Annotated in this window: 19 protein-coding genes; 10 read left to right on the forward strand and 9 right to left on the reverse strand. The window is 74.1% G+C overall.

The window, feature by feature from the left end; translation table 11 throughout:
* Positions 1–206: 206 nt before the first annotated feature.
* The 5 genes from RM445_RS07570 to RM445_RS07590 all read left to right on the forward strand — a co-directional run bounded on the left by RM445_RS07570 (position 207) and on the right by RM445_RS07590 (position 7,169).
* On the forward strand, positions 207–2,150 hold the full coding sequence (locus RM445_RS07570; RefSeq protein WP_311555406.1) for a methylmalonyl-CoA mutase family protein: 1,944 nt from the start codon (positions 207–209) through the stop codon (positions 2,148–2,150).
* Positions 2,147–4,372 (forward strand): methylmalonyl-CoA mutase, encoded by a 2,226-nt coding sequence (gene scpA, locus RM445_RS07575; protein ID WP_311555407.1) that lies wholly within the window; start codon positions 2,147–2,149, stop codon positions 4,370–4,372. The genes RM445_RS07570 and scpA overlap by 4 nt, the downstream gene beginning before the upstream one ends.
* On the forward strand, positions 4,372–5,379 hold the full coding sequence (gene meaB, locus RM445_RS07580) for a methylmalonyl Co-A mutase-associated GTPase MeaB (RefSeq protein ID WP_311555408.1): 1,008 nt from the start codon (positions 4,372–4,374) through the stop codon (positions 5,377–5,379). The genes scpA and meaB overlap by 1 nt, the downstream gene beginning before the upstream one ends.
* 130 nt (positions 5,380–5,509) lie before the next feature.
* Entirely contained in the window at positions 5,510–6,313 is an 804-nt protein-coding gene (locus tag RM445_RS07585) for a metal-dependent hydrolase (RefSeq protein ID WP_311555409.1), read from the forward strand.
* Positions 6,314–6,356: 43 nt separating this feature from the next.
* On the forward strand, positions 6,357–7,169 hold the full coding sequence (locus tag RM445_RS07590; RefSeq protein WP_311555410.1) for a DUF1932 domain-containing protein: 813 nt from the start codon (positions 6,357–6,359) through the stop codon (positions 7,167–7,169).
* 6 nt (positions 7,170–7,175) lie between these two features.
* Here the strand turns inward: RM445_RS07590 and RM445_RS07595 are convergent, their stop codons facing one another.
* From RM445_RS07595 to RM445_RS07635, 9 genes are all read right to left on the reverse strand, one after another.
* Positions 7,176–7,385: a hypothetical protein gene (locus RM445_RS07595; RefSeq protein WP_311555411.1), complete on the reverse strand. Its 210-nt coding sequence runs from the start codon at positions 7,383–7,385 to the stop codon at positions 7,176–7,178.
* Between the two features lie 133 nt (positions 7,386–7,518).
* On the reverse strand, positions 7,519–8,328 hold the full coding sequence (locus tag RM445_RS07600; protein ID WP_311555412.1) for an FAD-binding oxidoreductase: 810 nt from the start codon (positions 8,326–8,328) through the stop codon (positions 7,519–7,521).
* 2 nt (positions 8,329–8,330) lie between these two features.
* Positions 8,331–8,942: a sulfite oxidase-like oxidoreductase gene (locus RM445_RS07605; RefSeq protein ID WP_311555413.1), complete on the reverse strand. Its 612-nt coding sequence runs from the start codon at positions 8,940–8,942 to the stop codon at positions 8,331–8,333.
* Between the two features lie 22 nt (positions 8,943–8,964).
* Positions 8,965–10,008: a hypothetical protein gene (locus RM445_RS07610; RefSeq protein ID WP_311555414.1), complete on the reverse strand. Its 1,044-nt coding sequence runs from the start codon at positions 10,006–10,008 to the stop codon at positions 8,965–8,967.
* Positions 10,009–10,036: 28 nt separating this feature from the next.
* Entirely contained in the window at positions 10,037–10,522 is a 486-nt protein-coding gene (locus tag RM445_RS07615; protein ID WP_397469247.1) for an NUDIX domain-containing protein, read from the reverse strand.
* 17 nt (positions 10,523–10,539) lie between these two features.
* Entirely contained in the window at positions 10,540–12,711 is a 2,172-nt protein-coding gene (locus RM445_RS07620; protein WP_311555415.1) for a putative bifunctional diguanylate cyclase/phosphodiesterase, read from the reverse strand.
* A gap of 8 nt (positions 12,712–12,719) precedes the next feature.
* Positions 12,720–13,541, reverse strand: a complete 822-nt coding sequence (locus RM445_RS07625; RefSeq protein WP_311555416.1) for an SAM-dependent methyltransferase — start codon at positions 13,539–13,541, stop codon at positions 12,720–12,722.
* A 96-nt stretch (positions 13,542–13,637) separates the two neighbouring features.
* The gene (locus RM445_RS07630; protein WP_311555417.1) at positions 13,638–14,033 is read right to left on the reverse strand and encodes a hypothetical protein; all 396 of its coding nucleotides are present in this window, start codon (positions 14,031–14,033) and stop codon (positions 13,638–13,640) included.
* A gap of 80 nt (positions 14,034–14,113) precedes the next feature.
* Entirely contained in the window at positions 14,114–16,675 is a 2,562-nt protein-coding gene (locus RM445_RS07635; protein WP_311555418.1) for a DEAD/DEAH box helicase, read from the reverse strand.
* Positions 16,676–16,789: 114 nt separating this feature from the next.
* Between RM445_RS07635 and RM445_RS07640 the strand changes: the two genes are divergently transcribed.
* The 5 genes from RM445_RS07640 (at position 16,790) to RM445_RS07660 (ending at position 23,291) form a co-directional block, all read left to right on the forward strand.
* Positions 16,790–18,445 carry an ATP-dependent DNA ligase gene (locus RM445_RS07640; protein ID WP_311555419.1) on the forward strand — a complete coding sequence of 552 codons (1,656 nt, stop codon included), beginning with the start codon at positions 16,790–16,792 and terminating at the stop codon, positions 18,443–18,445.
* Positions 18,446–18,559: 114 nt separating this feature from the next.
* Positions 18,560–19,306 carry a beta-phosphoglucomutase family hydrolase gene (locus RM445_RS07645; RefSeq protein ID WP_311555420.1) on the forward strand — a complete coding sequence of 249 codons (747 nt, stop codon included), beginning with the start codon at positions 18,560–18,562 and terminating at the stop codon, positions 19,304–19,306.
* Positions 19,303–21,660: a glycoside hydrolase family 65 protein gene (locus tag RM445_RS07650; protein WP_311555421.1), complete on the forward strand. Its 2,358-nt coding sequence runs from the start codon at positions 19,303–19,305 to the stop codon at positions 21,658–21,660. The genes RM445_RS07645 and RM445_RS07650 overlap by 4 nt, the downstream gene beginning before the upstream one ends.
* A gap of 102 nt (positions 21,661–21,762) precedes the next feature.
* Positions 21,763–22,128 (forward strand): TraR/DksA C4-type zinc finger protein, encoded by a 366-nt coding sequence (locus tag RM445_RS07655; RefSeq protein ID WP_311555422.1) that lies wholly within the window; start codon positions 21,763–21,765, stop codon positions 22,126–22,128.
* A 71-nt stretch (positions 22,129–22,199) separates the two neighbouring features.
* Positions 22,200–23,291, forward strand: a complete 1,092-nt coding sequence (locus RM445_RS07660) for a DNA topoisomerase IB (protein ID WP_311555423.1) — start codon at positions 22,200–22,202, stop codon at positions 23,289–23,291.
* Positions 23,292–23,507: the final 216 nt, after the last annotated feature.

A 23,507-nucleotide genomic window follows, 5' to 3' on the forward strand; every position in this document is an offset into this window, starting at 1 on the left:
GGGCTCACACCCAGGTCACGGCCTCTGTACCGGCCCGGCTTCCTCGGTGTGAGCGGTCGCTCGGTCGGGTGTGGCACGCATCTCGACCGGCAGCGACGCCCCTGCCCCCTGCATAGACTCCGCCCACCGCGCCTCCGCAAGCCGTGGCCGCCGACCACCGGCGGGTCCGGTTCCGGCAGGCCGGCCGGGCGGCAGGGTGGAGGCGCATGAACACCACGCAGGTCGACAGCACGGCACTCGACCGCAACGCACCCGACGAGCCGGAGGAACTGTCGCTCGTCGACGGGCCGGCCCCCGACCGGGACGCGTGGGTGGCGGCGGTCGACCAGGTGCTGCGCCGGGCCCGGCGGCTCGACGAGGCGGCGGCGCCCGGCGCGGGCGTCGAGGCGCTGACCTGGTCCACGCCCGACGGCATCACGGTGCAGCCGCTCTACACGGCCGCCGACGTCGTCGATCTCCCGGACGTCGGGGTGCCCGGCCTGCGCCCCTTCGTCCGGGGCGACCGGCCGGGCGGCGCGGTGCCCGACGGCTGGGACGTCCGCCAGTGGCACGCCGACCCGAATCCGACGGCGGCCCGCGAGGCGATCCTGACCGACCTCGCGAACGGCGCCGCGTCCATCTGGCTCGCGGTCGGCCCAGGAGGCACAGCCGGCACCGCGGTGGCCGACCTGCCGGCCGTCCTCGACGGCGTGCTCCTCGACCTCGCCCCGGTCGTGCTCGACGCGTCCGGCTCCGGGCCCGACGACGCGGCGGCCGCCGCCGAGGCGTACCTGGAGCTCGGGGCCGCGCGCGTCGATCCGAGCCTCCTGCGCGGGACGCTGGGTCTCGACCCCGTCGGGGTCCGGGCGCGGACCGGATCGGGGCCGGACGTCGGGTCCGTCGTCCCGCTCGCGCTCCGGGCGTCCCGGGAGTTCCCGCACGTGCACGCCGTCGTCGCGGACGGGCTGCCGGTGCACGTCGCGGGCGGCTCGGCCGGCCAGGAGCTCGGCTACCTGCTCGCCGCCGGTGTCGCCTACCTCCGTGCGCTCACCGGCGCCGGTCTCGACGTCGACGCCGCGGCCCGCCTCGTGGAGCTGCGGGTCGCCGCCACCGCCGACCAGTTCCCGACCATCGCGAAGATCCGCGCAGCACGCCGCCTCTGGTCACGAGTGCTGGAGGCGAGCGGTGCGGCGCCCGGCACGGCGCCGACCGTGCACGCCGTCGCCTCCCCGACGATGTACACGCGCCGGGATCCGTACGTGAACCTCCTGCGCGGCACGGTCGCCGGGTTCGCCGCCGGGGTCGGGGGTGCGGACGCGGTGACGGTGGCGCCGTTCGACGCCGCGCTGGGGGCGTCGACGCCGTTCTCCCGCCGGATCGCCCGCAACACCCAGTCGCTGCTGATCATGGAGGCGCACCTGGCGCGGGTGATCGACCCTGCGGGCGGTTCCTGGTACGCCGAGACGCTGACCGACGGGCTCGCCCGCGGCGCATGGGCCTTCTTCCAGGAGCTCGAGGCGGCGGGCGGAGCCGTGGCCGCGCTCGACTCCGGGCTCGTGGCGGAGCGGGTCGCGGCCGTCCGTGCGGCGGGCGAGGCCGACGTCGCGACCCGCCGGACGCCGCTGACCGGCGTGAGCGAGTTCCCCGACCTGCACGAGAAGCCCGTCCTGCGCAGCGGCACGGACCTGCTCGCGGGGCTGGGCGTGCGGGCCGGCGGCCTGCCCGTCCACCGGCCGGCCGCGGCGTTCGAGGCTCTCCGCGACCGCTCCGACGCCGTCCTGGCCGCCACGGGGACGCGCCCGACGGCCTTCCTCGCCACCCTCGGTCCGCTCGCCGCGTACGCCGCCCGCGCCGGGTTCGCCCGCAACCTGCTGCACGCCGGCGGGATCGACGCCGTCGAGGCCGGGCCCACGCAGACCGTCGACGAGGTCGCGGCGGCGTTCCGGGAGGCCGGCACTCCCGTCGCGGTGCTGTGCGCGCCGGATGGGCTCTACGCCGAGCGCGCGGCGCCCGTCGTCGCCGCCCTGCGCGCCGCCGGGGCGCGGCACGTGCTCCTCGCCGGGAAAGCCCGGGTCGACGGGCTCGACGGGCGCCTCTACACCGGCGTCGACGCCCTCGCCGTGCTGCACGGGATCTACGCGGTACTCGACCCGCAGGAGGACATGCGATGACGATCCCCGACTTCACCGCCGTCCCCCTCGGCGGCGAGAGCGCTGCGTCCGGTCCGGACGCGTGGAAGGCCGCCCTCGGCGGTGCTGACGCGCCGCCGACCTGGGACTCCCCGGAGGGCATCGGGATCCGGCCGCTCTACACCGCCGACGACACCGCGGGGCTCGATTTTCTCGGGACGTATCCGGGGCTCGCGCCGTTCCTGCGCGGGCCGTACCCGACGATGTACACGACCCAGCCGTGGACGGTGCGCCAGTACGCCGGGTTCTCCACCGCCGAGGAGTCGAACGCGTTCTACCGGCGCAACCTGGCGGCCGGGCAGAAGGGCCTGTCGATCGCCTTCGACCTGGCGACCCATCGCGGCTACGACTCCGACCACCCGCGAGTGGCCGGGGACGTGGGCATGGCCGGGGTAGCCATCGACTCGATCTACGACATGCGGCAGCTCTTCGACGGCATCCCGCTCGACACGATGTCGGTGTCGATGACGATGAACGGCGCCGTGCTGCCCGTGCTCGCGCTCTACGTCGTCGCCGCCGAGGAGCAGGGCGTGCCGCACGACAAGCTCACGGGGACCATCCAGAACGACATCCTCAAGGAGTTCATGGTCCGCAACACCTACATCTACCCGCCGGCTCCGTCGATGCAGATCATCTCCGACATCTTCGCCTACACCTCACGCGAGATGCCGAAGTTCAACTCGATCTCCATCTCCGGCTACCACATCCAGGAGGCGGGAGCGACCGCCGACCTGGAGCTGGCCTACACCCTCGCCGACGGTGTGGAGTACCTGCGGGCCGGGATCGACGCCGGCCTCGACGTCGACGCCTTCGCGCCGCGGCTGAGCTTCTTCTGGGCGATCGGCATGAACTTCTTCATGGAGGTCGCCAAGCTCCGTGCCGCGCGGCTGCTGTGGGCGAAGCTGCTGCGCCAGTTTGACCCGAAGAACGCCAAGTCGCTGTCGCTGCGCACGCACTCCCAGACCTCGGGCTGGTCGCTGACCGCCCAGGACGTGTTCAACAACGTGGTGCGCACCTGCGTGGAGGCGATGGCCGCGACCCAAGGGCACACGCAGTCGCTGCACACCAACGCTCTCGACGAGGCGCTGGCGTTGCCGACGGACTTCTCCGCCCGGATTGCGCGCAACACCCAGCTGCTGCTGCAGCAGGAGTCGGGCACCACGAAGGTGGTCGACCCGTGGGGCGGCAGCCACTACGTCGAGCGCCTGACCTACGACCTCGCGCGCCGCGCGTGGGCGCACATCACCGAGGTGGAGAAGGCCGGCGGGATGGCCCAGGCGATCGAGGCCGGCATCCCCAAGCTGCGGGTCGAGGAGGCCGCGGCGCGCACCCAGGCCCGCATCGACTCCGGCCGCCAACCGGTCATCGGGGTCAACAAGTTCGTCACCGGGTCCGACAGTTCCGACAGCGAGATCGACGTCCTGCGGGTGGACAACGCCGGCGTGCGCGCGCAGCAGCTCGACAAACTGCGCCGGCTGCGCGAGGAGCGCGACCAGCGCGCGGTCGACTCCGCGCTGACCGCGCTGACGAACGCGGCCGCGGCCACCGCCGAGGGGGCGTCCCGGTCGCACGACGACAACCTGCTGGCCCTGGCGATCGCCGCGGCCCAGGCCAAGGCGACGGTGGGGGAGATCTCCGACTCGCTGGAGAAGGTGTTCGGGCGCCATGCCGGGCGGATCCGGATCATCTCCGGTGTGTACGCACAGGAGGCGGGGGCCGGCCCCGCGGTGACCCGGGCCCGCGAGGCCGTCACCGAGTTCGCCGCGGAGGAGGGACGCCAGCCGCGCATCCTCGTGGCCAAGATGGGGCAGGACGGCCACGACCGCGGCCAGAAGGTGATCGCGACCGCGTTCGCCGACCTCGGCTTCGACGTCGACGTCGGCCCGCTGTTCTCCACCCCGGGAGAGGTCGCCCGCCAGGCCGTCGAGGCCGACGTGCACGTCGTCGGGGTCTCCTCGCTCGCCGCCGGGCACCTGACCCTGGTCCCCGAGCTGCGCGCCGAGCTGGCCCGGTTGGAGCGCCCGGACATCATGGTCGTCGTCGGCGGGGTCATCCCGCCCGCCGACGTCCCGACCCTGCACGAGATGGGCGCGGCCGCGGTGTTCGGTCCGGGAACGGTGATCGCCGAGGCCGCGGTCGACCTGCTCGCGAAGCTGTCCGCCGCGCTCCACGGGCCCGCTGTGCACGACGATCCGGGGGCCTGATGGCCCGCACTCCCGACGTCCCGGCGCTGGTCAAAGGGGTGCTCGACGGGTCGCGCGCCGCGCTGGCCCGGGCGATCACCCTGGTCGAGTCGCACCGCGTCGACCACCGCGCCGCGGCCCAGGAACTGCTGCAGGAGCTGCTGCCGCGCTCGGGTGACGCGCACCGCGTGGGGATCAGCGGGGTGCCCGGCGTCGGCAAGTCGACCTTCGTCGAGGCGCTCGGGACGCGGCTCACCGGCGCCGGGCACCGAGTGGCCGTCCTGGCGGTCGACCCGTCGTCCACCCGGACCGGTGGCTCGATCCTCGGCGACAAGACCCGGATGGCCTGCCTGGCCGTCGACGACCACGCGTTCGTCCGGCCGTCCCCGAGCGCCGGCACGCTCGGCGGGGTCGCCCGCGCCACCCGCGAGACGATCGTGCTGATGGAGGCCGCCGGCTACGACGTCGTGCTGGTCGAGACCGTCGGCGTCGGCCAGTCCGAGGTGGCCGTCGCGGGCATGGTCGACTCGTTCCTCCTGCTCACGATCGCCCGGACCGGCGACCAGCTGCAGGGGATCAAGAAGGGCATCCTCGAGCTCGCCGACGTCATCGCGGTGAACAAGGCCGACGGCGCGCACGAGCGCGACGCCCGCGCGGCCGCCCGCGAGCTGGCGGGGGCGCTGCGGATGGTCACGCCGTCCGGGGCGTCGTGGCGGCCGCCGGTGCTCGCGTGCAGCGCGCAGACCGGGGCCGGGCTCGACGAGGTGTGGGCCGCGGTGACCCGGCACCGGACCACCCTCGACGCGGGCGGCGAGCTCGCGAACAAGCGCGCCGACCAGCAGGTCCAGTGGATGTGGGCGACGGTGCGCGACCGGTTGATGGACCGGCTCCGCGACGACCCGGCGGTCCGCGCGGAGATCCCGCGGCTCGAGGCGGAGGTCCGCGCGGGTGAGCTCACCGCGAGCCTCGCCGCGGACACGGTGCTGAGTAAGCTCGCGGCGGAGCCGGGCACGACGCGAGGCGACTGACATCCGGACGAACGGCCCAGTCGTCCGATAGGTCCGTACGAGCGGGCCGTTCGTCCGGAACGGGTGACGGCGGGGGGCGCTGCGGCGCGCCGGACCGGCCCGCCTACCGGCGGTCACTAATGTCGATCACGTGCTCGCCGTCAGTCACGCCACGTCCGGTGCCGCGCTCGGTCTCGCGGTCGCGGGGTTCGCGCCACGGATCGCCGACGTCGCGCCCAGCCCCGGCAGCGTGCTGACCTTCGCGGCCGTGTGTGCCGGGGCCGCGTTGCTGCCCGACCTCGACCACCCGTCGTCGACCGCGACCCGCCGCTTCTCGGTGTTCTCCTGGCTGGCCTGCAACGCCGTCCGGCCGCTGTCCGGGTTCGTCTTCGACCTCACCCGGGGCCGTCGCGACCACGGCAAGGGCACGCACCGGGGCCTGACCCACACGGCCGCGGGCGCGGTGTTGCTCGGCCTCGCGGTGAACCTCGCCTCCGCGGCCTGGGGCACGCCCGTGCTGCTCGGCACCCTGTTCGTCTGCATCGCGCTGGCGATCAAGGGCCTGGACGCGCTGGTCCCCGGGCCGCCGTCGCTGGTGATCGCTGCCGGCCTGACCTGGGGCGTCCAGGAGTGGGTGCCCGGCGGCACGGCCGGCACGGCGGGGTGGCTCGGCACGGCCGTGGCCCTCGGCATGCTGGTGCACGCCGTGGGCGACGCGATCACCGAGAGCGGTGCCCCGCTGCTGTGGCCGCTGCCCATCCGCGGGCGCACCTGGTACCCGGTGGGCAGCCCCAAGGCGGCGCGGTTCCGCACCGGCGGGGCGGTCGAGTCGTGGCTCGTGGCTCCGGCGTTGACGGTGAGCACGCTGGTGCTGTTCGTGCTGGTGGTCCCGGGCGTACTGCCGGTCTTCACGGCCGTGCGCGACCAGGTGGAGCGGCTGTTCGCCGCGGCGTGACCATCCGGGTCGGGCGCCGGCCTGCATGGGGCACGATGGCGCCGTGACTGCGATCCCGTCTCGTCCTGTGGTCGGCGTGCTGCACCCGGGCGCGATGGGCGCGGCCGTCGGCTCGGCCCTGCGCCCCCGCGCGGGCGCCGTGGTCTGGGCCGCCGCCGGCCGCAGCCAGGCCACCTCCAAGCGGGCCGAGCTGGCCGACCTCGTGGCGGTCCCGGACGTCGCGGCCCTGGCCCGGCGCTCCGACGCGATCCTCTCGGTGTGCCCGCCGCACGCGGCCCGCGCGACGGCGGAGGAGGTCGCGGCGGCCCTCGACGGGACGGGCCGCAGCCCGATCTACGTCGACGCGAACGCCGTGTCGCCGTCGACGGTGCACGCGATCGCGGACCGGCTCGGCCCGGACCGGGTCGTCGACGGGGCGATCATCGGGCCGCCGGCGTGGGAGCGCGGGCACACGGTGCTGTGGCTGGCGGGCGCCGCGGCCGCCGACGTCGCCGCCCTGTTCGCCGGCTCGCCCTTCGACGCGCGGGTCCTGGGCCCCGACCTCGGCACCGCGAGCGCGCTCAAGGCCTGCTTCGCGCTGCAGAGCAAGGCGCTGCCGGCGATCTGGCTGGAGATGGCCGCCGCCGCCCGCGGGTTCGGCGTCGAGAAGGAGCTGCGCGGCGAGCTGGAGCGCAACGGCGTCGACTTCGCCGCGGCCCTCGCGGGTGCCGGCGGCGGGGCCACCAAGGCGTGGCGCTGGGCGGGGGAGATGGATGAGGCGGCGGACGCCGTGGCGGCCGCGGGCCTGCCGGACGGGTTCAGCCGCGCGGCGGCGGAGATCTACCGGCGCCTGGCGGACGGTCGCCTGGAGCCCTAGACCGGGCTACCAGGCGCGGTTCGACGCCCTGACACGTTCCGGCAGTGCCACGACGAGTGTCGGGGAGCCGACGGAACCCGGCCCCGGTGCCGACGACGCGCGGCCCGCGGCGACGCCACCGGCGGCGAGGACGCCGATCGCCGCCATACCCACGACCAGGGCCACGGAGCGGACAGCGGTACGGACGGTGCTGTGGGCGGCCCCGGTGCACTCCATGCGATACTCCCTGGTCGGCAGGTCTGGTGCCTCCAGCTTGGCGCTGTGCGACCGCGACGTCGCGCAACCGCACTTGATCTCACCCGAACGTGTTCGCGCCGCTCCCGTTAGTGATCGCCGGATATCCCGCCTGCTAGCCCGACGGCCCGAAGCGCTCCACCCGGATCGCGCCGACCGGCACGCCCGCCTCGAGGAGCAGGGTCGTCGCGGCCTCGGCGAACCGCGCCGAGCCGCAGACGAACACCGTCTCCCCGCCGCGCACCAGCGGAGCGACGTCGGCGAGCGCGAGCCGGCCGACGCCCCGCGCGCAGCCCGGCGGGGCCGCCCGCGTGTAGGCGACGGTCGCCTCGGGCCCGGGGAGCTCGTCAGCGAAGTAGAGGTCTGCCGGCGTGCGCACGGACACGAGCAGACGGACGAGGTCCGAGCGGCCGGTGCGGCGGGCCAGCCGCAGCATCGCCATCAGCGGGACGATCCCGGACCCGCCCGCGACGAGCAGTGCGGGGTCGTGGCCGTTCCAGGCGAAGAACGCCCCGACCGGCCCGCGCACCTCCAGCTCGTCGCCGGGCTGGACGACCTCGTGCAGGTAGCTGGAGACCTCGCCGTCGTCGAGCAGCTCGACGGTCAGGTCGATCACTGTCGACCCGTCGGGCCCCTCCGGCGGCGACGACAGCGAGTACGCGCGCGACGCCGTGTAGCCGTCGGGCGCGACCAGTCGCAGCACGAAGTACTGCCCGGCCATGTGCCGCGTGCGGTGGGGCAGCTCGAGGCGGAAGGTCTTCGCCCGCGGGGTCTCGTCGTGGACGGCGAGGACGCGGGCCGTCTGCCAGTGGATCGGCGCGCCGGGACCGGGCCCCGGCACCGGGTCGGCGGCTGTGCCCAGGGCTGTGCCCAGGGCTGTGCCCAGGGCGGTACCCAGGGCGGTGTCCGGAACGGGGGCGGCCATGGTCAGTCTCCCTGGTACCGCTGCTCCTGCCAGGGATCGCCCCTGTCGTGATAGCCGTTGCGCTCCCAGAAGCCCGGCTCGTCGTGGTCGAGCAGGCGCAGCCCCGCCACCCACTTGGCGCTCTTCCAGAAGTAGAGATGCGGCACCAGCAGCCGGGCCGGCCCGCCGTGCTCGGCCGTCAGCGCCTTGCCGTCGGCGTCCCACGCGACCCACGCCTTGCCGTCGGTGACGTCGGCCAGCGGCAGGTTGGTGGTGTACCCGGTGTGGGAGAACGCGACGACGTGCGTGGCCGACGGCAGCGGCCGGGCCGCCGCGAGCAGGGTGTCGACCGACACCCCGTCGAACGTCATGCCCAGCTTCGACCAGGTCGTCACACAGTGGATGTCCCCGGAGTAGCGCGACGGCGGCAGGGCGTGCATCTCGGCCCACGTCCACGTCGAAGGCTCTTCGACGAGCCCTTCGACGGTGAAGGTCCAGCGGTCGGTGTCGAGGCGGGGTGTGGCCTCGGCGTGCAGAACGGGCCAGTCGTCGCGGGCGTCGTACTGGCCGGGTGGCAGGCGCGGATCGCGCGCGGCACGGCTGCGGCCGAAGAAACCCCTGGTGGTACCGGGCACGCTGCTCCTCGGGTAGGGCGGATCACGCAGCCGGACGCCGCGCTCCGAGCCAGCCTAGGACGGCGGCGGCCCCGTCTTCGAGAAAGGCGCCGGGCTTGTCGGATCCGAACCGCTCCGCCGCGACCCCGCGGAGCCGTGAGCCGAGCACGGCGGCACCGACCGCGACGGCGGCGCCGACGAGGGCCGGCAGCACGGGGTCGTGGCCGTCGCGACGGGCCTCCGCGGCCGCCGACGTGCCGCCGAGCAGCACCCGGCCGCCGAGCGCCGGGGCGCCGAGCCGGCTCGGGACGAACGGCAGTTTGTCGGCGACCAGCTCGCCCAGTGCGAGCACCCCGCTGACGGTGGTGCCCGTGGTGCTGCCCAGGCCCGACGCGACCCGGCCCCGGTCGCCGCGCGCCGAGGTCAGCGCGACCGCGGTCACCCCGGCTGTGCTCCGCGAGCCGGACGCGGCACCGAGCGCGGCCGCCCGCAGCAGCGTCGAGGCCGGCGCACGGACCGGGGTCCTGCGCTCCTCCTCGGCCGCCGACGCCGCAGTCAGGGTGGCGTGCGTGGTCAGCCCGTACACGAGGTGGGGCAGGGCGTCGCTCACCCAGTCGGTGGCCGACCAGGTGCGCGGGTCGCTGACGCCGAGCGCGCCCAGGGGGACGTCCGAGGCGGCCATCGCGGCGACACCCAGCAGCGGGCCGCCGACGGGGGTCGGCACCCGGACGCCGGCACTGCGGAGCACGCCGGCCAGCGCGCCCACCCCGACGCCCGCCGCGATCCCGGCCAGCGGACCCAGTCCCGCGACGCGGTTCGCCCGTTCCTTGCGGCCGCCGGGCAGGTCGACGCCCGCCTTGCCGGCGAGCCGCTGGACGACCTGCTCGGGCGCGCCGCTCGCCGGGCGTCCCCGCAGCGCCATGTCGAGGTAGGTGACGGCGTTGAGCGCCGTGGTGCCGGCCGCACCGGCGGCGGCACCGCGCAGCAGCCCTCGCCACACCGACGGCGAGGCCGGCGTCGAGAGCGGGAGGGCGGAGACCCGGGCGGGGGAGACCGGAGTGGCGATGTGTGGATCGCGGGGCGTCACGGTCTCGCTTACCCCGGCCCCGTGCCGGTCAATCCGGCGGGCGGCCACCCCCGCCGGCGAGCAGTGCCTCGAGCCGGTCGAGGAACGGCAGCTGGCCGCGGACGACGGCGCGCCGGGCGTCGGGCAGCCCGAACCAGGCCGCGCGGTCGATCTCGGGGAACTCCTGCATGCGCCCCGACCCGCGGGGCCACTCGAGAGCGAAGGTGTTGCTGACCACGGCGTCGGCGTCGAGGTCGCCTTCGAGGGCGAAGACTGTGAGCCGCTTGCCGCTCGGCTGCCGCACGGTGCCCAGCGGCGACGGCGCGCCGGACGGCGGGGGCGTGCCCAGCTCCTCGGTGAACTCGCGCACCGCCGCCGCGAGCGGCTCCTCGTCCGGGTCGTGTTCGCCCTTCGGCACCGACCACGCACCAGCGTCCTTGCGGGCCCAGAACGGGCCGCCCATGTGCCCGAGCAGCACTTCCGGACCGGCCGCAGCCGGCCGGTGCAGCAGGATGCCCGCGCTGTAGACCACCACGGCGCGCAGGCTACGGGCTAGCGCTGGTCCCCCATGCGGGCCGCCAGCAGCCGCGGGATCTGCTCGGCGGGCACCGCCGGGGCGAAGTACCAGCCCTGCCCGGTGTCGCAGCCGAGCTGCCGCAGGTGTGCGAACTGCGATGCGGTCTCCACCGACTCGGCCGTCACCGTCAGGCCCAGCGTGTGCGCGAGCCGGATCACCAGCCCGACGACCTCGTGGTCGACCTGCTCGCCCCCTGTCTGCCCGGACCGGTCGTCAGCCCCACCTCCGCGGCCCGCGGCACCCGTGACGAACGACCCCGCCAGCTTGAGCGCGTGCACCGGCAGTTGGCGCAGGTAGGCGAAGTTCGAGTACCCGGTGCCGAAGTCGTCGATCGCGATGCGCACCCCCATGCCCGAGAGCGCGTGCAGGGCGGCGAGCGAGCCGTCGGGCGTGCCCATCAGCGCGCTCTCGGTCAGCTCGAGCTGCAGCAGCTCCGCCGGCCAGCCCGTCGCGGCCAGGACCGCAGCGACGTCGCCGACGAACGACGGCTCGCGCAGCTGCCGCGCCGCTACGTTCACGCTCATGAGCGGCTGCGTGTCCGGGTTCGTGGCCGCCCAGGCCGCGGCGTTGCGGCAGGCCTGTCGGAGCACCCAGCGGCCCAGGGGCACGATGAACCCGCTGTCTTCGGCTAGCGGCACGAACCGGCCCGGGTCGAGCCGCCTGCCGTCAGGCAGCGTCCACCGCAGGAGCGCCTCCACGCCGAGTACGGAGCGGTCGGCCAGCCGGACCAGGGGCTGGTACTCCAGGCTGAACTCGCCACGGGTGAGCGCGTCGGGCATCCGGGCCGAGAGCTCGAAGCGGTCGACGTCGCTGCGGTGGCGATCCTCGTCGAACAGCGCGTACCGGTTGCGGCCGTCCGCCTTGGCCCAGTAGAGCGTGGTGTCGGCCGCCTTCATGAGCTCGGCGGCGTCGTGGCCGCCGTCGGCGCGGACCACGCCGATGCTCGCGGACACGACGATCTCGTTCTCGTCGAGCCGGATCGGGCGCCGTACGGCCTCGAGCGCCGTCCGCGCCACGGCGCGCAGGCGTTCGTTCCCCGCTTCGCCCTCCTCGATCCCGTCGACCAGGACGACGAACTCGTCGCCCCCCATGCGGGCCACCAGGTGCCCGGCGCTGCCCACGGCGTCGACGAGCTGTCGGGCGACTGCGTGCAGCAACCGGTCGCCGAGGTCGTGGCCGAGCGTGTCGTTGACGGCCTTGAACCCGTCGAGATCCAGGTAGCAGACGCCCGGATGGGTCTCGGCCTGCAGCGCGGCCTCGAGCCGCTCGAAGAACAGGGTGCGGTTCGGCAGGTCCGTGAGGGGATCGTGCTGCGCCTGGTGCTGCAGGCGGGTCTGCAGCCGGTGGCGCTCGGTGATGTTCTCCATCATCGCGACCATGTACAGGGGGCTGCCGTCCGGGTCGCGGATGAGGGAGAGCACGAGGTCGGTCCACACCTCCGAGCCGTCCGGCCGGAAGTAGGCCTTCTCCAGCCGCAGGTGGTTGCGTTCGCCGGCGAGCAGCTCCTTGGTCCGGTCCCACAGGCCCGGCACGTCCTCGGGGTGGACGAACGTCCAGATCATGCCGTTCGACAGCTCCTCGGGCGGGCGGCCGAGGATCTCGCACATCGCCCGGTTGATGTCGACGATGCGCCCCTCCGTGTCGGCGAGCCCGATCCCGATCAGCGCGTCGGCGAACACCGCCTGGAAGCGTGCCTCACTGGCCCATCGCGCCTGCTCGGCTGCGGTGCGCGCGGCGAACGCCGACGCGGTGACCTCCTGCTGTTCCTGGCGCGTGCGTTCCTGCAGCGCCCGGGCGTATCCGGCGGCGACCGCTCCCTGGACCGCGGCCAGCCGCCCCGCCCCCTCGGCCCCGCCGAGCGGGCGGAGCTCGCGACCCAGCACCGCCAGCGTGTGCTCGATCGAGCCGGCCTCGGTGAAGTGGGCATGGACGAGAGCCGCGCCGACCCGCAGTGGCACCGCGTGGTCCAGCTCGTCCGCACGGAGTGCCGCGAGCAGGTCGTCGGCCAGGCCGCGCAGGAAGACCACGATCGTCTTGTGGTCCATCGGCACGAAGCTGGTGTCGGCGACGGCCCGCGCCCACACGCGGGCGAGCTGCTCCGCTGTCGGGAGCGGCCCGCTCGCCCCCGTGTCCGGTGCCTCGGCCACGTCCGTTCTCAGTCCCGCCGACCCATGCCGGCGAGCAGCGGATGGTCGTCGGTCGCCTCGTCGGCATCGACGGTGTCGGCAGGGCCCGGGCGCCAGCAGGGGACCGGGACGAGGCCGGGGGGAACCACGGTGAGGTCGCCGAACAGCCCGGCGATCGCGGCGGTGCTGCGCGGATGCATGGACGGCAGGGAGCGCTCCTGCCGGTACAGCTGCTGGCCCGCCACGGCCTCGGGCTCGCCGTCGGAGCGCGAGTGGCTGATCGCCAGGTGGCTGCCCGGGGCCAGCGCGCTCATGTAGCGGGCCATCGTCTCGGCAGGCCCGCGGTCGTCCGGGACGAAGTGCAGAACCGCGACCGCGAGCAGGGCGACCGGCCGGTCCAGGTCCATGCCCCCTTCCCGCACGGCCAGGTCCAGGACCTGCTCCACGTCGAGGAAGTCGGCGTCCAGCACACACGTCCGCGGCCTGTCGTCGACGAGTTCGCGGCTGTGCGTGACGGCGACCGGGTCGTGGTCGACGTACACCACCAACGCGTCCGGCCGGGCCGCCTGCGCGACCTCGTGGACGTTGCCGACCGTCGGGATGCCGGAGCCGAGGTCCAGGAACTGGTCCACCCCGACCTCGGCGAGGTGACGCACGGCCCGTCGCAGGAACGCACGGTTCTGCCGCAGAACGGTGGGCAGGGCCGGATATGCCTCGACGACCGTCTGGCCGAAGGTGCGGTCGGACTCGAAGTTGTGCGACCCACCGAGATAGAAGTCGTAGACGCGGGCGACGCTGGGGCGGGTGATGTCGACCTCGGAGGAGGCCCACGAGGGACGCTCGACGGACATCGTTCTCCCTCGGTCGGCGGGGGTCAGGCGCAGGCCGGTCGCGGTGCAGGTCGCGTCAGGAGCGGACAGTACAGGCCGCAACCCGTGCCCGCCGGGTCACTGAGCGTCCGCGACGGTGGGCTGTGACGGCGTGCCCTTCTTCCGTCCGCCGCGCTGCATGTCGCCGCTCGTCGTGCGCCGGCCGGGGTCGATGAGCCGCTTCCACTTCGCCTGCGCGGCCTGCCGGCTGTTGAGCTGCGCCTGCACGGCGTCGGCGACCTGGGCCCAGGTCATGCCGTCGGAACGCAGCTGCCGGATCAGGTCGCGCTCGTAGTAGTCGGCGAGCCGCCGCAGCTCCTGGACCATCGCGTACCAGGCCGCAGCGCCGTTGCGGGTGAGCGTCCCCTCCTTGGCCTTCGCCTTGAGCTGGTCGATCTGCTTGGTGATCGACGGGTCGCGGGTGATCTGCGGGTCGGCCTGGTCGAGCCAGCGCTGGGCCTCGTCGAACTTCATGCTGGCATCGATACGTTGACGCTCACGGATAGTCAACGACCGCACGACGGCGTGTCGCGATCCCGTGCTCCGACCGCGGCCTACAGGCCCCCGAGCGGCTCCACCGCGGTCACCCAGACGACCGCGGCGCCCTCTTCGTCCGACGCGGCCAGGTCGACCTCGGCGCTGATCGCCCAGTCGCGGTCGCCGGCCGGGTCGTCGAGGACCTGCCGCACGAGCCAGCGCTGCGGCTCCTCGGTGATCGTGAGGAACTGCGGGCCGCGGGCGTCGGGCCCCGTGCCGATGGCTGCCGTGCTGTCGCCGTGCTCCGCGAAGTACGGCTCCAGCGCCTCCCGCCAGCGCTCGCCGTCCCAGCCGGCCTCGCGGTCCAGCTCGCCCAGCAGGTCCCAGCGTCGCAGCGCGGCCAGCTCGACCCGGCGGAAGAGCGCGTTGCGCACCAGCACGCGGAAGGCGCGGGTGTTGCGGGTGACGCCCGCGGGGCTTCGCAGAAATCCTGCAGGGTCCAGCGGCGGGCGGCCCTCCTCGATGGCGTCCTCACCGGCTGTGTCCAATCCCTGGGCGAGCTTCTCCCACTCGTCGAGCAGGCTGGAGTCGACCTGGCGCACCAGCTCGCCGAGCCACTCGACGACATCGGTCAGCTCTTCGGTCTTGGCCTCGTCGGGCACGGTCTGGCGCAGCGCCCGGTAGGCGTCGGCGAGGTAGCGCAGCACCAGACCCTCGGAGCGGGCGAGCTGGTAATGCCCGACGTACTCGACGAACGTCATCGCCCGCTCGCTCATGTCGCGCACCACCGACTTCGGCGACAGCCGCGCGTCGGCCACCCACGGATGGGCGCGCCGGTAGGACTCCAGGGCGCCGGTGAGCAGCTCGTCGAGCGGTTTGGGCCAGCTGACGTCCTCGAGCAGCGTCATCCGCTCCTCGTACTCGATGCCCTCGGCCTTCATCGCCGCCACGGCCTCGCCCTTGGCCTTGCTCTGCTGCGCGTACAGCACCGGCCGCGGGTCGTCCAGCGTCGCCTCGACGACGGACAGCACGTCCATGGGGTAGTCGGGGGAGTCGCGGTCGAGCAGCTCCAGCGCCGCGAGGGCGAACGGGGACAGCGGCTGGTTCAGCGCGAAGTCGAGCTGCAGATCGCCGACGATGCGCACCCGCCTGCCCTCCGGGTCGGGCTCCGCCAGCTCCTCGACGACCCCCGCCTGCCGCAGCCCGCGGTAGATCGAGATGGCCCGCAGGATGTGGCGGCGCTGCCGGTCGCGCGGCTCGTGGTTGTCCTCCAGCAGGTGCCGCATGGCGGCGAAGGCGTCGCCGGGCCGCGAGATCACGTTGAGCACCATCGCGTGCGACACGACGAAGTGGCTGGTCAACGGCTCCGGCTGGGCGTTCTGCAGGCGCTCGAAGGTCTTGTCCGACCAGTTGACGAACCCCTCGGGCGCCTTCTTGCGCACGATCCGACGGCGCTTCTTGACGTCGTCGCCCGCCCGCGCGAGCAGCCGGGCGTTCTCCACCTCGTGCTCGGGCGCCTGCGCGACGACCGTGCCGACGACGTCGTAGCCCGCCCGGCCGGCGCGCCCGGCGATCTGGTGGAACTCGCGGGCCTTGAGCCCGCGGCTGCGCACCCCGTCGTACTTGGTCAGCGCGGTGAACAGCACCGTGCGGATCGGCACGTTGATGCCGACGCCGAGGGTGTCGGTACCGCAGATGACCTTGAGCAGGCCGGCCTGCGCGAGGGTCTCCACCAGGCGCCGGTAGCGGGGGAGCATGCCGGCGTGGTGGACGCCGATCCCGTGCCGGACCAGCCGGGACAGCGTCTTCCCGAACCCCGCGGTGAACCGGAACTTGCCGATCAGGTCCGCGATGGCCTGCTTCTCCTCGCGGCCCGTGACGTTGACGCTCATCAGGGCCTGCGCCCGCTCCACCGCCGACGCCTGGGTGAAGTGCACCGCGTAGACGGGGGCCTCGTGCGTCGAGAGCAGCTCGGTGATCGTCTCGTGCAGCGGGCTCAGCACGTAGCGGTAGTGCAGGGGGACGGGCCGCTCGACCGACGTGACCAGCGCAGTCGGCCGGTCCGTGCGACGGGTCAGGTCGTCGCGGAAGAAGGTGACGTCGCCCAGCGTGGCCGACATGAGGAGGAACTGCGCCTGCGGCAGCTCGATCAGCGGCACCTGCCACGCCCAGCCGCGGTCCGGGTCGGCGTAGAAGTGGAACTCGTCCATGACGACCGACCCGACGTCGGCGCGCGCGCCGCTGCGCAGGGCGATGTTCGCCAGAATCTCGGCGGTGCAGCAGATGATCGGCGCGGTCTCGTTCACGGCGGCGTCACCGGTGAGCATCCCGACCTTGTCCGCGCCGAACACGTCGATGAGGGCGAAGAACTTCTCGCTGACCAGCGCCTTGATCGGCGCGGTGTAGAACGTGCGCTGCCCGCGGGCCAGCGCGGCGGCGTGCGCCCCGATCGCGACCAGCGACTTCCCCGAGCCGGTCGGCGTCGAGAGGATCACGTTCGCGCCCGTGACCAGTTCCAGCAGCGCCTCCTCCTGGGCGGGGTAGAGCGAGATCCCCTGCTCCTCGAAGGCCCACTCGGCGAACACCTCCACCAAGATGTCGGGATCGGGCGCGGGTGGGAGGCGGTCGGTCAGCAGCATGATGGGACCGATCGTCCTCTCCGCCGCGCTGCCGGGCGCGAGGGGGCGGCCGTTCGAGGAGGCGACTGCCGCCATCCGGCGTCGGCCCGTCACCCTGCGGCTACGGTGGGCCCCGTGCCAGGTACGGGGGCGCCGCGCGCCGCGGGAGCCGGGGTCGCGGGCTCCGCCCGTCCGTCCGGCACGTCCATGCCCCAGCTGGTGCCGCCCATGCTCGCCGCGCCCGGCTCGCTGCCGGACGACGGCGACTGGGTCGTCGAGTTCGCCTGGGAGGGGCTGCGCTGCCTCGCGCACGTCCATCCGGACCGGGTGCGGCTGCGCACCGTGAACGGTCGCGACGTGACGTCGTCATTCCCCGAACTGGTCGAGCCGCTGACCCGGCGGGCGCCGCGCGCCGGCATGGTGCTCGACGGGACGGTCGTCGCGGTCGGTGAGAGCGGCCTGCCGCGGCGCCGCCAGCTCCAGCGGCGGACGGCGTCCACCCACCCGTCGGCCGCCGTGCTGCGCCGGACGCCGGTGGGGTTCGTCGTCGGCGACATGCTGTGGACCGCCGGGCGCGACCTGGTCGACCTGCCCTACCGGCAGCGCCGGGAGCTGCTCGAGGAGCTCGGCCTCGCCCGGCCGCCCGTCGTCGTCTCGCCGACGTTCCCCGTCGCGGAGGCGTCGGCCGTGATGCGCACCGCGGAGGAGTACGGCGCCGAGGCGCTGCATGCCCGCCACCTCGACGCCCCGTACCGGCCCGGCCGGCGGCCCCGGTCGTGGCTGCGGGTCCCGCTGCGCCGGTCCGGGCTGGTGGTCGTCGGCGGGTGGACGCCGGCTGACCCGCAGCGGCCGGACCGGGTCGGCGCCCTGCTGCTCGGCGTGCCCGACCTCGACCCCGGCGAGGGGCTCCGCTACGTGGGCCGCGTCGGTCTCGGCGCGGGGGAGGAGCTCCGGGAGATCACCGCCGAGCTGACCCGGATCCGTCGGCCGGGGTCGCCGTTCGTCGCGCCGCTGCCCGCGGCCGTCGCCCGCGATGCGCAGTGGGCGGCCCCCCGCCTCGTCGGGCGGGTGGAGTTCACCGACTGGACGGCGGACGGCCGGCTCCGGCTTCCCGCGTGGCGAGGCCTGGTCGACCGCGACCCGGCCGATCCGCCGCTGCTGCGGCAGCCTTCCTCGCCCGACGCCGTCGCTGCCGTCCCGGCCATTCCCCGCCAGGAGCGGCGCGACGTCGCGGCGCCGGCCGCGGCGCCGCCCGCGTCACCGCCGGCGGCCGCTCCGGCGGAGCCGGCCGAGAGTGCAGCGGCCGCCGCCCCGGAGGAGTCGACGCGCGCCGCGGCGCCGGTCGAGGCGCGCCGGCTCGAGCAGCATTTCGTCTACAACGCGCTGAACACCATCGCCGCCCTGATGCGCACCGACCCCGGCCGGGCTCGTGAACTGCTGCTCGGGTTCGCCGACCTGAACCGGGTCGCCGACCGCCCCGAGGGCACACCCGGCACGCTCGGCGACGAGCTCACGGCGGTGCGGGCCTACCTGCAGCTCGAACAGGCCCGCTTCGGCCCCCGGCTCCAGGTGGAGATCGTGGTCGACGAGGGCTTGCACGCCCTGCCGATGGCACCGCGGCGGGTGCTGGACGCGGTGCGGGCGATGGTGCAGCAGCGGATCGAGCCGCGGCGCGGCGGCGGCACGGTGACGGTGACGGTGGAGCGGGCCGGCGCGGGCTGCGTGGTCCGGGTGGGGGAGCGCGACGGCGACGGCCGCGACAGCGAGCCCACCGTCGTCCCGACAGGCTGACCGGCGCGGAACCGCTCGGCGTCGCCTGCCGCGCGCGGCCCGCGGAGTCCCTGTTCAGCATTGATCCACTAGGGCAACACGCGGCGGAAACATGGGCTCGGTATGTTGCGCGCCATGCTCGGCCTTCCCGACGGGACTCGCGCCTGCCTGTTCGACCTCGACGGCGTCCTCACCGACACCGCCAGCGTCCACGCCGCGGCGTGGAAGCAGATGTTCGACGACTTCCTGCGTGCTCGCGCCGAGCGCACGGGCACGCCGTTCGAGCCGTTCGACGTCAAGGCCGACTACGGGCCCTACGTGGACGGCAAGCCGCGGCTGGACGGCACCCGCGGCTTCCTGGCCTCCCGCGGGATCACGCTGCCCGACGGCGAGTCCACCGACGGGCCGGACGCCGAGACCGTCAACGGGCTCGCGACCCGCAAGAACGAGCTCGTCCACGAGAAGATCCGCACGGTCGGCGTCGACGTCTACCCGGGATCCGTGCGCTACCTGCACGCCGTGCGCGCCGCCGGCCTCACCACCGCCGTCGTGTCGTCGTCGGCCAACGCCGAGCTGGTGCTGCAGGTCGCGGGCCTCGCCGACCTGATCGACCACCGCGTCGACGGGGTCGTCGCCAAGCAGCGGAACCTGCCCGGCAAGCCCGCACCCGACACGTTCCTCGCTGCGGCGGCCGACCTGGGCGTGCCCAAGGAGCAGGCGGTGGTGTTCGAGGACGCCCTCGCCGGGGTCGAGTCCGGCCGCGCGGGCGGGTTCGGCTTCGTGGTGGGCGTGGACCGGCTCGGTCAGGCCGAGGCGCTGCGCCGGCACGGCGCCGACGTGGTCGTCACGGATCTCGCGGACCTGCTGGGGGAGAGCGAATGAGTCCCGATCCCGGCCGGCCGTTCACCGTCGAGCCGTGGGTCGTGCGTGAGCCGTCGCTCGACATGGCGTCGATGGGCGTCACCGAGACGGTCTTCGCCCTGTCCAACGGCCACATCGGCCTGCGCGGCAACCTCGACGAGGGGGAGCCGCACGCCACCCCGGGCACCTACCTCAACTCGTTCTACGAGCGGCGCCCCCTGCCGTACGCCGAGGGCGGCTACGGCTACCCGGAGTCCGGCCAGACCATCATCAACGTCACCAACGGCAAGATCATCCGCCTGCTGGTGGACGACGAGCCGTTCGACCTGCGATACGGCCAGCTCCACCGCCACCAGCGGGTGCTCGACCTGCAGGCCGGCACGCTCACCCGCGAGGTCCGGTGGAGCAGCCCGGCGGGCAAGACCGTCAAGGTGCGCAGCGAGCGACTGGTCTCGCTCACGCAGCGGGCCGTCGCGGCGATCTGCTACGAGGTCGAGGTCGAGCAGCCCGCGCTGATCGTGGTGCAGTCCGAGCTCGTGGCCAACGAGCAGCTGCCCACGGCGCACGGCGGCGACCCCCGCGTCGAGGCGGCCCTGCACAATCCGCTGGTCGCCGAGCAGCACCGCAGCGATCCCTCCGGCGCCACGCTGATCCACCACACCCGCCACTCGGGGCTGCGGGTGGCCGCGGCGATGGACCACGAGGTCCGCGGGCCCGAGGGCACCAAGATCACTTCTGAGTCCAGCGAGGACATCGGGCGCACCACCGTCATCTGCCGCCTCCAGCCGGGCACGGTCCTGCGCGTGGTCAAGTACCTGGCCTACGGCTGGTCGTCGCGGCGTTCGCTGCCCGCGGTGCACGACCAGGTCCGCGCCGGGCTCGCGGCCGCGCGCTACACCGGCTGGGACGGGCTGCTCGACGAGCAGCGCACCTTCCTCGACGACTTCTGGACCACCGCGGACGTCGAGATCGACGGCGACGCGGAGCTGCAGCAGGCCGTGCGGGTCGCGGTGTTCCACGTGCTCCAGGCCGGGGCGCGGGCGGAGCGGCGCGCGATCGGCGCCAAGGGGCTGACCGGCCACGGCTACGACGGCCACACGTTCTGGGACACCGAGACCTTCTGCCTCCCGGTGCTCAGCCACCTCCAGCCCGACGCGGCGGCGGACGCGCTGCGCTGGCGCCAGTCGATCCTGCCGCTGGCCCAGGAGCGGGCCCAGCAGCTGGGCTTCTCCGGCGCCGCGTTCCCGTGGCGGACGATCCGCGGGCAGGAGTGCTCGGGCTACTGGCCGGCAGGCACGGCGGCGTTCCACATCAACGCCGACATCGCCGACGCCGTGCGGCGCCACGTGCTGATCACCGGCGACACCGACTTCGAGCGCGAGGTCGGGCTCGAACTGCTCGTCGAGACGGCCCGGCTGTGGCGCACCCTGGGCCACCACGACTCGTCCGGCGAGTTCCGCATCGACGGCGTGACGGGCCCGGACGAGTACACCGCCATCGTCGACAACAACGTCTACACCAACCTCATGGCCCAGCTGAACCTCCGCTACGCCGCTGAGGTGGCCGCCCGGCACTCCCGCGCCGCGGCCCGGCTCGGGGTGAACGCCGAGGAGATGGCGAGCTGGCGCGACGCCGCGAAGTCGATGCGCATCCCGTTCGACGAGGTGCTCGGCGTGCACCCGCAGAGCGAGGGCTTCACCCACCACGAGGTGTGGGACTTCGAGCACACGCCGGCCGAGAAGTACCCGCTGCTGCTCAACTACCCGTACTTCGACCTGTACCGCAAGCAGGTCATCAAGCAGGCCGACCTCGTGCTCGCGATGCAGCTGCGGCCCGACGCGTTCACTCCGGAGGAGATGGCCCGCAACTTCGCCTACTACGAGGCCGTGACGGTGCGCGACTCGTCGCTGTCGGCGTGCACGCAGGCGATGGTCGCCGCCCGGACCGGGCACCTCGACCTCGCCTACGACTACCTCGCCGAGGCCGCGCTGGTCGACCTGAACAACCTGGCGGGCAACACCGACCACGGCGTGCACATCGCGTCGATGGCGGGCACCTGGAACGCCGTGGTAGCCGGGTTCGGCGGCATGGAGTTCGACTCGTCGGGGCTGTCGTTCGCCCCGCAGCTCCCTCCGGCACTCAGCAAGATCAGCTTCGGGCTGGGCTGGCAGGGCAGGCAGCTGCGCGTGTCGATCACGGCGAGCGAGGCGGAGTACCACCTGGTCAGCGGTCCGCCGATGCGCCTGCGCCACCACGGCGAGCCGCTCGCGCTGGCCGACTCCCCGGTGGTCCGTCCGCTGCCGGAGCCGCCTTTCGTCGACCCGGTCGAGCAGCCCTACGGCCGCGCACCCCAGGCCCGGCACCCCGGCGGCTGAGCGCGCGGGCACGGGAGCCGTCGGGATTGACGGCCGGACGGCCGGGGTAACGCAAGGAGCCCGGCGCTCCTGCGCCGGTCCCCGACCCCGGAGAGGACCCCCGTGAACCCCGACCGTGCCCGCGAGATGCTGACCGCCGAGCTCAAGGAGCTCGACGACCGGGCCGAGTTCGCCGCGGCGTCCGCGGCCGAGTCGGCGTCCGGCGACCTTGCCGCGAACGAGTCCGGCACCACCCAGCACCCGGCCGACTTCGGCACCGAGATCACGAACCGGATGGAGAGCGAAGGGCTGGTCCGGACGGTCGAGCTGCAGCGGCGGCGCGTGCAGGACGCGCTGGACCGGCTGGACGACGGCACGTACGGCCGGTGCACGGTCTGCGGCACCGAGATCGACGACGAGCGCCTCGAGGCCCGTCCGGAGGTCGTCACCTGCCGCGAGCACGCCGACGCGATCCCGGTCGGGGGCTGAAGCCCGTCACCGAAGGGGCGCTCCGCGCCGGAGGTGGTTCATCGCGACCGGTGCGGGGGTAAATCCGGCCCGTGACTGCAACCGACCCTCAGCCCGGGAGGGCGGAAACCGACGACTGCCCCGCGGACCTCGTCCGTGTCGACCCCACCGAGCCCGGGCTCACCCGGCGTCGGCGCGGCCGGGGCTTCAGCTACCACGACGAGTCCGGCGCCGTGATCACCGATCCCGCCGAGATCGCCCGGCTCAAGGCGCTGGTGATCCCCCCGGCGTGGCAGGACGTGTGGATCAGCACCGACCCGCGGGGCCACATCCAGGCCGTCGGCACGGACGCCGCCGGACGTCGCCAGTACCGCTACCACGAGGACTGGCGACGCGCCCGCGACGTCGTGAAGTACGACCGTGTGCTCACGCTCGGGGCGACGCTCGCGGACGTCCGCGAGGAGGTCGTCCGGCGGCTGCGTGAACCCGGCCTGGGCCGCGACCGGGTGCTGGCCGGCGCGGTGCGGATGCTGGACGTCGGGGTCTTCCGGGCGGGCGGCGAGCAGTACGCGCCCAGCGACGACGACGATGACGGCACCTTCGGGCTCGCGACCCTGCGCCGCGAGCACGTCAGCCTCAAGCGCGGCGCCGTGCTGTTCGCCTACCCGGCCAAGGGCAACATCCCCCGCACGCTCGCGCTGCGCGACCCGCTGCTGCACCGCGTCGTCGGCTCCCTGCTGCGTCGCAAGGGCGGTGGCGAGGAACTGCTCGCCTACAAGATCAAGCGCGACTGGTGCGACGTGAAGACCTCCGACCTCAACGGCGCGGTGAAGGAGCTGGCGGGGGAGGGCTACACCTGCAAGGACCTGCGCACCTGGAACGCGACCGTGCTGGCGGCGGTGACGCTGGCTGCGGGCGCCGCCGAGGCAGGCGTGCCGGGGTCGGAGCGCGGCCGCAAGCGCCTCGTCACGGCTGCGGTGAAGCAGGTGTCGGAGCACCTGGGCAACACCCCGACGGTCGCGCGGTCGTCGTACGTCGACCCGCGGGTGCTGGAGCGGTTCGAGGACGGCCGCACGGTGCTGCCCGTGCTGCAGAAGCTCGAGGGCTGCGAGGCGGGACTGCCCGCGGACGACGGGACCCGCGCGGTGCTGGAGCGTGCGGTGGTGGAGCTGATCGCGGGCTGAGCGCGCGGCCCGGATGTAGCGAAAGCGGCTTTCAGTGCGGTAGATGCACCCAACGCCGCTTTCGCTACATCACCCGGTCGCAGCGGCGCGCTAGGACGCTCCTGAACAATCGTCTTGTGGGGCCTGGTGGGATGAGCAGGGCCTCTCAAGGCGGTCGATCCGGCGGTCAACGCCCTCGCGGGGGACAGCGAGTTCGCCTGCCTGTCGCGGCCGTGA

This window comes from Pseudonocardia charpentierae (assembly GCF_031845345.1).
GTDB classification, from domain to species: domain Bacteria; phylum Actinomycetota; class Actinomycetes; order Mycobacteriales; family Pseudonocardiaceae; genus Pseudonocardia; species Pseudonocardia charpentierae.

Bases quoted from the DNA above. Each gene is read 5' to 3' on its own strand.
- RM445_RS07570 (WP_311555406.1), top strand. From the start codon at position 207: ATGAACACCACGCAGGTCGACAGCACGGCACTCGACCGCAACGCACCC.
- scpA (WP_311555407.1), top strand. From the start codon at position 2,147: ATGACGATCCCCGACTTCACCGCCGTCCCCCTCGGCGGCGAGAGCGCT.
- meaB (WP_311555408.1), top strand. From the start codon at position 4,372: ATGGCCCGCACTCCCGACGTCCCGGCGCTGGTCAAAGGGGTGCTCGAC.
- RM445_RS07595 (WP_311555411.1), bottom strand. From the start codon at position 7,385: ATGGAGTGCACCGGGGCCGCCCACAGCACCGTCCGTACCGCTGTCCGC.
- RM445_RS07600 (WP_311555412.1), bottom strand. From the start codon at position 8,328: ATGGCCGCCCCCGTTCCGGACACCGCCCTGGGTACCGCCCTGGGCACA.
- RM445_RS07625 (WP_311555416.1), bottom strand. From the start codon at position 13,541: ATGTCCGTCGAGCGTCCCTCGTGGGCCTCCTCCGAGGTCGACATCACC.
- RM445_RS07630 (WP_311555417.1), bottom strand. From the start codon at position 14,033: ATGAAGTTCGACGAGGCCCAGCGCTGGCTCGACCAGGCCGACCCGCAG.
- RM445_RS07635 (WP_311555418.1), bottom strand. From the start codon at position 16,675: ATGCTGCTGACCGACCGCCTCCCACCCGCGCCCGATCCCGACATCTTG.
- RM445_RS07645 (WP_311555420.1), top strand. From the start codon at position 18,560: ATGCTCGGCCTTCCCGACGGGACTCGCGCCTGCCTGTTCGACCTCGAC.
- RM445_RS07650 (WP_311555421.1), top strand. From the start codon at position 19,303: ATGAGTCCCGATCCCGGCCGGCCGTTCACCGTCGAGCCGTGGGTCGTG.